Genomic DNA, 6,880 nt, shown 5'->3' on the forward strand with positions numbered 1-6,880 from the left:
CCGAAGCATGCGAGAACTGTCGCTCGACAATCCCGTCCACACGTGTGATCCGGCATCCGACACCTTTGTCGAAGCGACCGTCCTCCGCGAGTTCGGCCACGTCGTCCCCGTCGTGCTTTTCGGCGGAGTGCCGACGTGGATCACGGCGTCGGCCGAGGCGAGCCGGCTCATCATGGATCTCAATCCGGATATCTCCCGGGATTCCGCCAACTGGGCCGCGTTGCGACGCGGTGAAGTGCCGGACACCTGGCCGATGCTTTCCCTGGTCACCGGAAGAAACCTGGCGAACACGGACGGCGCGGACCATATGCGGCTGCGCAGGCTGGTGACCCACGCGTTCACCAACAAACGGATCGCCGCGGTGGTGCCACGCCTGAACGAGATCGCCGACGAACTGCTCGACACGCTGGCCGACCACCACGACCCGATCGACCTGAAGGCCTCCTACGCCTACCCGCTGCCGATGCGGATGCTCTGCGAGTTCTTCGGCATCACCGACGAGGACGAGCGCGGGGAGCTGACGCGGGTCTACGGGATCCTGTTCGACGCGGGTGCGGCCGACGAGGAGCGGACCCGTGCCGGGACCGACCTCGAGGACGCGCTGACCCGGCACATCGCGGACAAGCGTGCCCACCCGGACGACCGCCTGACGAGCACGCTGATCCGCGTCCGCGACGAGGACGGCGACCGGCTGACCGAGCGGGAGCTGACCGACACCCTGCAGGTCATCTTCGCGGCGGGGAACGAGACCACCGTCAACGCGATCGCCAACGACGTGGTCGGCCTGCTGACCCATCCCGACCAGCTGGCGCTGCTGCGCGACGGCACCCACCCGTGGTCGGCGACGGTGGACGCGGGCCTGCACTGGAACGCGCCGCTCAAGTGCGTCTACATGCGTTATGCCCTGCGTGACACGGACGTCTGCGGCACCGTCGTCCGGGCAGGGGAGCCGATCGCCACCATGATCGCGGGCGCGCACCGCAACGGCGGCATCGTCGACGAGCCGGAGCGGTTCGACATCACCCGGACCTACCGGGGCCACGTCGGCTTCGGCGCGGGCCCGCACTTCTGCGTCGGGGCACCACTGGCCAGGCAGGAGATCGCGATCGGTCTGGAACGGCTCTTCACGCGCTTCCCGGCCCTGCGGCTCGCGGTCACCCCGGACCGCCTGACGAAGATCGTGTCCCCGGCGATCAACGGACTGGTGGACCTGCCGGTGGTCCTCACCTGACCCGTCAGCTCGCCGTGACGCCGGAGGACATCGCCGCCCTCGTACCGAACCAGCGGGCGAGTGCCTCGCGCAGTGTGGCCGCGGCCGTCTCGGCGGGTTCGTCGACCGGTGCGGCCCAGGCGACGTGGGCGTCCGGGCGGATCAGGAGGGCGTCGGCCGGTCGGTCGTCGGTTCCGGCGGTGTGGACGTCGACGCGGTGCCCCCGCTCCCGGGCCACCTCACGCAGCTCCCGGCGGTCGGCGAGGTCCAGGAGGACGGGCCGCGCGGGGTGCATGAGTTCCGCGACGCTCGTGGTGCCCTCGCCGGTGTGCAGCGTGAGGTCGGGTGCGAAGGTGCCGACCACGGCGTGCCGGTCGGCGCCGGGGACCGGGTACCGGAGGTCGCTGCCCGACACGAAGCCTCCCATGCGGCGCAGCGGCTGCTCGTCGGCGAGCAGCTCCCGGAAGACCTGCCGGAGTGCCTCGGCGGCCGGGTCCTGCCCACGCCGGAGCGCCACCTGCGCCCGTGTGTGGAGCAACGTACGTTCGCCCGCGAGATGACGCTCGTCGTGGTAGGTCTCCAGCAGGCCCTCCGGCGCCCAGCCGTTGACGCCCGCGGCCAGCTTCCACGCGAGGTTGACCGTGTCGAGCATGCCCGCGTTGAGGGCCACGCCGGTGGCGGGGAACAGGTGGGCCGCGTCGCCTGCCAGGAACACCCGCCCCTCGCGGTACCGGTCGACCTGCCTGGCCTGGAACGTGAAGCGCGACAGCCGAAGCGGCTCGCCCACGGGTAGATCCACGCCCAGCACGCGGCGGACGCTGTCGTGCAGCTCGGTCAACGTCATCGGCGTGTCGTCGTCGTACTCGGTCGACTCGTCCTCGGTGGTGAAGAGGAACAGCACTCCCGGGCTGTGCGACCCCAGCGCGAACACGCCGCGGTCCGTTCGCGTGTAGCCCCAGCCGATCCTGCCCCACCCCGGCACGTCCAGGGCGCCGTCGTCGAGCAGGGTCACCCCGTCCGGCACGGTCACCTGGCCGATCCGCTGGACCTCCGGATACGTGGTGCCGGGGAACGCGATGCCCGCCAGGTCCCGAACCGCGCTGCGCCCGCCGTCACAACCCACCAGGTACCCGGCCCGCACCCGGTACGGCCCGTCCGGCCCGCGCACGTCGACGGTCACCCCGGTGTCGTCCTGGCTCACCCCGACCACCTCGTGGCCTCGACGAGCCGCGGCGCCCAGCTCGCGGGCACGCTCGTCGAGCAGGCCCTCGAGCCGCGGCTGCGGCAGCTGGATCGCCCGCATCGGGGGATCGGCCAGCCGCGTGAAGTCCAGGTGCACATCGCCGAACGGGAACCGCGGCGCGGGGTTCGGGTCGATGCTCGCCTCGCTGAACCGGTCCAGCAGGCCCCGGTAGTGCAGCAGCCGCAGGATCTGTCCGCCAAGGCCGCCGGCCTTCTCGACGTCACGCGACCTCGCCCGCCGCTCCAGCACCAGCGCTCGCACGCCCGCCAGGCGCAGCTCGGCCGCCAGCATCAGACCGGTCGGGCCGGCTCCCGCGACGATCACGTCGGTGTCCACACGCACTCCGTTTCCGCAGGTCCTGGCCACGACCGAGGATTCTGCGGCACGACCCGGGGCTTGTGGCAAGCCCCCCGGTGCGCTATAGCTTGGAGTAGGCGGACCCCACGGTCACGGGGTCAGGTCCTTCCCGGGTGGCAACGGGCTCGTCGCGTCGGCGGCGTCCGACATGCTCGGCACCGGCCGCCGCAGCCCGGTCTGCGCCGCGACCGGCGCGGCGCGCGACAGCGGGACCGTGCCAGTCAACGCGGACGTTCTCGGGCATGTTCGATCTCCGTTAGGTGAGGGCGATTTCCAGGTGTGACCACGTGGCCGGGTGGTCGTAGCGGCTTGTGGTGATCACATGGGCCGTGCGCTCGTGCGGTGCCTTGATACGGGCGCACGGTGACGGTGTGCGGTAGCGGCGCCGCCGAGAGTTGCACAGGTGACGCCTCCATAGCCGGGCAGAAACGCCGTGGTTCGTAGGCCAGACTCTTTGACTATGGTCCACTCGCATGGGTTTTCCACGACTGCGAAGGCTGACCTGCCGGCGGGGGCAGGTCAGCCCCACTTCTTCAGATGGCGATGGGACTCCATTTTGTTGCCTGTGCGGTCCGCTGATCAGCAGACCTGAACTGCGTCGATGATATTTCCAAATTTACCGTTGAAGTTGGCCCCGACCCCGGGCGGAATGGAAAATCCGACCGGCTGCCAACTACCACCCCAGTTATACGGCAAAACACCCGCGCCGCCACCGTTGTAAATCGACTCAATGCGATCGTTCTTTGGCGGAGTCATCTTTCCGAGATCGAAGAATCCGCAACTCGGTGCGACCCAAAGTAGCGCTACGTAGTTCAGGCCGTCGTAGTAACATGAGTGGCCGGCTGGGCAATCGATCGGTGCGGCGAGCTGCGCGTTGGCGGCTGCGCGGCTTGCCGTCGACGGAGTCGAACTAGCGAGGCCTGCCATGGCAACGAGTGCGATGACAACCGCTGTGGCAGCGCCGCTCAAGCTGTATTGTCTGGTAATCATGACCGCATCCCTTCTTCGGCTTGACGGTATGTTGCGATGCCATGTCAGTCTTCAGCGAGGACTCTGTGGGCGGTATGGCACGAAGGTGGAAACCGTTGGTCGAGATGGAAGTGGCAAAGACCAAGCCGTTTGGAGGCTGATTGTGAGGTCGACTACTTATGGGCCGGAGCACCTGCTTGACGCTCACGATCTGCGTCGGGTGTTTGGTCTGCTGGAAGAGGTCGCTGCTGCTCGTACGGTACAAGCGTTGCGCGAGCAGGTCGTGGAGTCGCTCGGTCGACAGTTTGGCTTCCGGGATACAACGTTCTTTCTGGGGCCAACGATACGGCAGATATTTGCGGATCAGCGGCCCGTCGTTAACGGTGTAGCAGCTCGAATGGCCGACCAGTACATTGAGACCTTCCGGTGGGATGATCCGTTCGCTCTGACTACTCAAAGAATGCCAGAAAATGCATGTGTTCAACCGCTGTGGCTGGGTGGACTCACGGCGGAGCTGACTCGTCCTCGCCAGCAATATTATATGGAGAGGTTCCTGCTGGGGCATCGGGTGCAGGACAAAATGGTTATCCCGCTCATGACTGGTCGCACACTGGCCGGTGGTGTCGGAATCCTATCTCGACAGACTCTCACGAGGCGAGACAGGGCAGTTGGACAACTACTCGCCCGACATCTCACGCCCCTTCTTGACCTTCAGGCGGGTAGTAGCCACGGTTTCGACGGGCCGCAGGTCCATTTGTCGCCACGTCAGGCTGAAGTCGCTGATCTGGTAGCACAGGGGATGACCAACAAAGAAGTAGCCGAGAAGTTGAGCGTGTCTGTTGACACGGTGAAGAAACACCTTACTGTGATCCTGAAAGCCACCCGCTGCTCAACGCGTACCCAACTGGCGCTATATCGCCACAGCGGTACCATCGACGGTGCACCGTCCAAGTAAACGGGTCAACATCGCCTTGCAGGTCGCCATGTGAGGTACCTCGGATGTCGAGTTGTGGTTCGGTTAGCGGGCCGGCGCGACCCCGACGAGCCGATGCCGGTTCAACGCGGATTGCTCGATCTGGGTGAGCCCAGCTGTCTCCGCGCCGTCACTGCCGTAGGTGACCTGGACGCCGCTGATGCGGTGGCTGGTGACCAGGCCGGTGCCGGGGGTGGTGAGCATGCGGGAGGCGAGCGCGCAAACCACGGCGAGTACATCACGCGGGGTCTGTTCGTGTCCGTAGACCGCGCGCACCTCCAGCGACCGGCAGCTGGTGGGCCACCCCGCATGCCGGTACAGCAGCCCCGCCACGCTGGTCTCGACCTCGCCGACCCGTTCGATCCCGTGGACGAGGACGGAAGACACCGACACCAGGTGCAGGGTCGGCATCGCGAGCAGCCGCCCGCCGGCCGCGTCGAGTGTCCACACCACGTCGGTTTCGCGGGTGATGGACCAGCCGCAGTAGCCGCGTACGAACTCCGACGCCGCGTCGAGCACGAAGCCGGCCTGGGCCGGGTTTGTGGGCGGGTGGCCGAGGTAGGCGGTCAGGTCGTCAGCGGTTGCCAGTGCGGCCACGGCGGCTTGTCTTGGTCTGTGCCTGGGTGCGCGCGGGCGCCGGGCCGGGCCGCTCGGTGGGCTTGATCACCTTCGTCCCGACACTGGGCTCGGTGTCGGCGAGCCAGCCAACCGTCATGGTGACCGGCCCTGGTGTGGGGCTGTGCACCGTGATGGGCTCGTCTAGGTAGGACACTCGGGTGGTTACGGGCTGGTCGTCGAACGGCTCGGCGCCGGTGCTGTGCACATGCCTTCCATTGACCAGCGGAGATCTAATGTCCTCAAGAGAAAACTTGCCCTTGATGGTCTTCGGCGAGTCGATCGCCTGATCTCGACCCGGTTGACGCGGATGCCCCACTTGCCGGTCGCCTCGTCGAGCACGCCGCGCAGCTGGCTGTTGATGGTGTCGCGCGAGGTCAGCGTCTTCTCCAGGTCCATGGAGCCGACCACGTTGCGCAGCGTGGTGACGGTGAGCTGCTCGACGGCCTGGAGGTAGCTGGCGATCTCGTAGGCCGCCGCGCGTGGGTCCGTGATCTGGAAGTACAGGACCGTGTCGATCTCCACGACCAGGTTGTCCTCGGTGATGACCGGCTGCGGCTGGAAGGACACCACCTGCTCGCGCAGGTCGAGCGCGGGGTGGACGCGGTCGATGTAGGGGATGACGAAGTTGAGGCCGGGCTGGAGGGTGCGGCTGTAGCGGCCGAGCCGTTCCACGTTGCGGGCGCGTGCCTGGGGCACGATCCGCACCGCGCGCAGGACGGTGAACACCACCAGGACGGCGACGAGCAGGCTCGCGACGAGTAAGGCGTCCATGGATCACTCCCGTGGGTAGACGTAGGCAGTGGTGCCGCTGATGCGCATGACGTCGAACGTCGCACCGACGGGGATGACCGAGAACTCGTCGAAGGCGCGGGCGGTCCACTCCTCGCCGTCGATGCGCACGAGCCCGTCGCGGTCGGTCACCTCACGCAGCACGTGGGCCCGCTTGCCGACGAGCGCGTCGACACCGAAGCGCTCCAGCTGCGGTGTGCGCATGTGCCGCAGCGCGATCGGCCGGACCAGCACCACGCCTGCCGTCGCGGCGAGGCCGAACATGACGAGCTGGATCGGCAGGGGCAGACCGATGGCCGCGAGCAGCGCGGGCACGAGTGCGGCGGCACCGAGCACCCCCAGCGCGGCGGTGAGCGTGAAGATCTCCACGACACCCAGCGCCACGGCGAGCACCAGCCAGATGAGCCACAGTTCCACCGGCCACTCCCAACGCGTATCGGAAACCCCGGGGAGTACACGCGTGCCCATGAGTCTATGGCTCATCCGGGGGTACTGGCGGGTGCGACCGGCCCACCCACCACGTTACGCCGCCTTGGTCGGGACGGCAGGGAGCCCACGGCGGACTGGGCATTGTCCGCCGTGGGCGTTGGTGGGGGTTGGGGTCAGGTGGTGGGCATGAGGACTGTGTCGATGAGGTAGACGGTGGCGTTGGCGGTGTGGACGCCGCCGCAGATGACGTTGGCGTCGTTGACTTTGAGGTTGTCGCCGGAGCCGGTGACCT

Annotated in this window: 8 protein-coding genes and 1 pseudogene; 2 read left to right on the forward strand and 7 right to left on the reverse strand. The window is 67.5% G+C overall.

Annotated features, from left to right (window positions below):
• Positions 1-7 precede the first annotated feature (7 nt).
• A complete protein-coding gene (locus CLV71_RS07455; RefSeq protein WP_133901839.1) occupies positions 8-1,231 on the forward strand; it encodes a cytochrome P450 family protein in 1,224 nt (407 codons plus the stop codon).
• A gap of 4 nt (positions 1,232-1,235) precedes the next feature.
• Here the strand turns inward: CLV71_RS07455 and CLV71_RS07460 are convergent, their stop codons facing one another.
• The 3 genes from CLV71_RS07460 to CLV71_RS07465 all read right to left on the reverse strand — a co-directional run bounded on the left by CLV71_RS07460 (position 1,236) and on the right by CLV71_RS07465 (position 3,800).
• On the reverse strand, positions 1,236-2,789 hold the full coding sequence (locus CLV71_RS07460) for an FAD-dependent monooxygenase (RefSeq protein ID WP_133901840.1): 1,554 nt from the start codon (positions 2,787-2,789) through the stop codon (positions 1,236-1,238).
• Between the two features lie 111 nt (positions 2,790-2,900).
• On the reverse strand, positions 2,901-3,035 hold the full coding sequence (locus CLV71_RS50085) for a hypothetical protein (protein WP_279588713.1): 135 nt from the start codon (positions 3,033-3,035) through the stop codon (positions 2,901-2,903).
• A gap of 354 nt (positions 3,036-3,389) precedes the next feature.
• Entirely contained in the window at positions 3,390-3,800 is a 411-nt protein-coding gene (locus CLV71_RS07465; RefSeq protein WP_166663986.1) for a hypothetical protein, read from the reverse strand.
• A 199-nt stretch (positions 3,801-3,999) separates the two neighbouring features.
• Between CLV71_RS07465 and CLV71_RS07470 the strand changes: the two genes are divergently transcribed.
• Complete coding sequence (locus CLV71_RS07470) at positions 4,000-4,734, forward strand: helix-turn-helix transcriptional regulator (protein WP_166663987.1); 735 nt, start codon at positions 4,000-4,002, stop codon at positions 4,732-4,734.
• A gap of 63 nt (positions 4,735-4,797) precedes the next feature.
• Here the strand turns inward: CLV71_RS07470 and CLV71_RS07475 are convergent, their stop codons facing one another.
• The 4 genes and pseudogenes from CLV71_RS07475 to CLV71_RS07490 all read right to left on the reverse strand — a co-directional run.
• Positions 4,798-5,349, reverse strand: a complete 552-nt coding sequence (locus CLV71_RS07475; RefSeq protein WP_133901843.1) for a hypothetical protein — start codon at positions 5,347-5,349, stop codon at positions 4,798-4,800.
• A 303-nt stretch (positions 5,350-5,652) separates the two neighbouring features.
• A pseudogene (locus CLV71_RS07480) lies at positions 5,653-6,141 on the reverse strand (SPFH domain-containing protein); the annotation flags it as partial.
• 3 nt (positions 6,142-6,144) lie between these two features.
• The gene (locus CLV71_RS07485) at positions 6,145-6,576 is read right to left on the reverse strand and encodes an NfeD family protein (protein WP_133901844.1); all 432 of its coding nucleotides are present in this window, start codon (positions 6,574-6,576) and stop codon (positions 6,145-6,147) included.
• Between the two features lie 185 nt (positions 6,577-6,761).
• Positions 6,762-6,880 (reverse strand): fasciclin domain-containing protein (locus CLV71_RS07490; protein WP_208297452.1); only part of this gene is annotated, 119 nt, incomplete at its 5' end.

The organism is Actinophytocola oryzae (genome assembly GCF_004364325.1).
Classification (GTDB): domain Bacteria; phylum Actinomycetota; class Actinomycetes; order Mycobacteriales; family Pseudonocardiaceae; genus Actinophytocola; species Actinophytocola oryzae.